Genomic DNA, 1,546 nt, shown 5'->3' on the forward strand with positions numbered 1-1,546 from the left:
AATAAGCCTTGGTGTCTTGAATGGCACTGGGCTCTTCAAAGATTTTATGGGGGTCTTGATGGCTTTTTTCCCAATCGCTGATTATCGACCCGATGTGGCGGATATCAATGGAATTTTTACCGATGAACTTGTTAATGTGCTTCCAGCTGATGGCTCCTATATTCCTATGCCAAGTTTTGAACCTTTATCAGAGCCTTGTCCGGAGCCAATTTTAGGCGCTCTTGCGGTTAAAACAAAAAATGGGGTTTCTATTATTGCTGGGACAAGAGAAAAAATCTACTTGCTTGATAATACAACAATGAAGTGGAGGGATATTAGCCAAAAAGGAAAATCTTATCTTGCTAATATCGATGCTCCGTGGTCTTTTGCTTTGTTTGGTGATTTGATCATTGCTGTTAATGCCAATGATAGACCACAAGTGATCGATATTAACCATGATAAAACATTTAGAAATTTAGGAGGTAATCCGCCACAAGCGGGGATTGTTCGAATCTGGGGAGATTTCGTTTGTTTGATGAAATTAACCGAAAATCCAAGACGGGTTCATTGGTCTGGATTGAATGATGCTGAATTTTGGACCGTGGGGAAAAAAAGTTGTGATTATCAAGATTTTCCTGATGGCGGATTCGTCCAAGGGGCAACCGAGACAACAAATCCAATTATCTTTATGCGTTCTGCAATCTATGCCGGTTCTTTTATCCCTGGATCAAAGATTATTTTTAGTTTCCAAAAAATCCACGATAAACGAGGCGCTAAAAATGCTGAATCAATCGTTTGTCGGGGCGATTTAGCATTCTTTGCCGATGAGGGCGGTTTTTATCAAATAACAAATGAGGGACAGATTATCCCTATTGGGTTCGAAAAAGTGGATCGAACGATGACAGCAAAATCAAGGAAGGATAATCTGTACACCCTGTCGGCTGCTATCGATGGGGTGTATAATCGTGTTTATTGGATGGTTGATTCTGATGAGAACATTCATAAACGGATCTTGCTCATTTATGATTGGGGATTGCAAAAATGGACAAAAGCTCTCGTCGATATCAAAATGATATTGCCTATTTTCTTAGCCGGAACAACCCTAGAAGGTCTTGATTTTGTGACTAAGAATATTGACGATTTGTCCTTTTCTCTTGATAGTAAAGTGTGGAGAAATGAATCACCTATGCTGGGGGCATTTGATCAACAGGGCAGACTGGGGTCGTTTTCTGGGTGTCCTATGGCTTGTGTCGTGACATCACAAGAAATGGGACAGACAAATGGCATGATAACACGCGTGAAAAATATTATGCCTCAAGTCAATAGTGGAAAGTTTTATTTGTCTGTGGGAATGCGCTTTCGACAATCTCTTGAAGAGGAAACTGTTTGGTTGCCAGAAAAACAACCCTCTTATAATACTGGACAAATTCATTGTCGCGCAAGGGCACGGTTTTATCGCTTTAAATTGCGTATTCCTGAAGGGGTGAATTGGACTCATGTCACCGGATTTGATGTGGAATTGACGTCTGCCGGCATGCGATAGGCATGCCCTTTTATAATACCATGC

General features: G+C 40.9%; 1 protein-coding gene. It reads left to right on the plus strand.

Annotated features, from left to right (window positions below; translation table 11 throughout):
* Positions 1-58 precede the first annotated feature (58 nt).
* On the plus strand, positions 59-1,522 hold the full coding sequence (locus tag ACFIO3_RS02885; protein WP_375608194.1) for a hypothetical protein: 1,464 nt from the start codon (positions 59-61) through the stop codon (positions 1,520-1,522).
* Positions 1,523-1,546 lie beyond the last annotated feature (24 nt).

The organism is Bartonella sp. AD328YNZD (assembly GCF_042196425.1).

Coding starts and splice junctions, on each gene's coding strand:
- ACFIO3_RS02885 (WP_375608194.1), top strand. CDS start 59: ATGGCTTTTTTCCCAATCGCTGATTATCGACCCGATGTGGCGGATATC.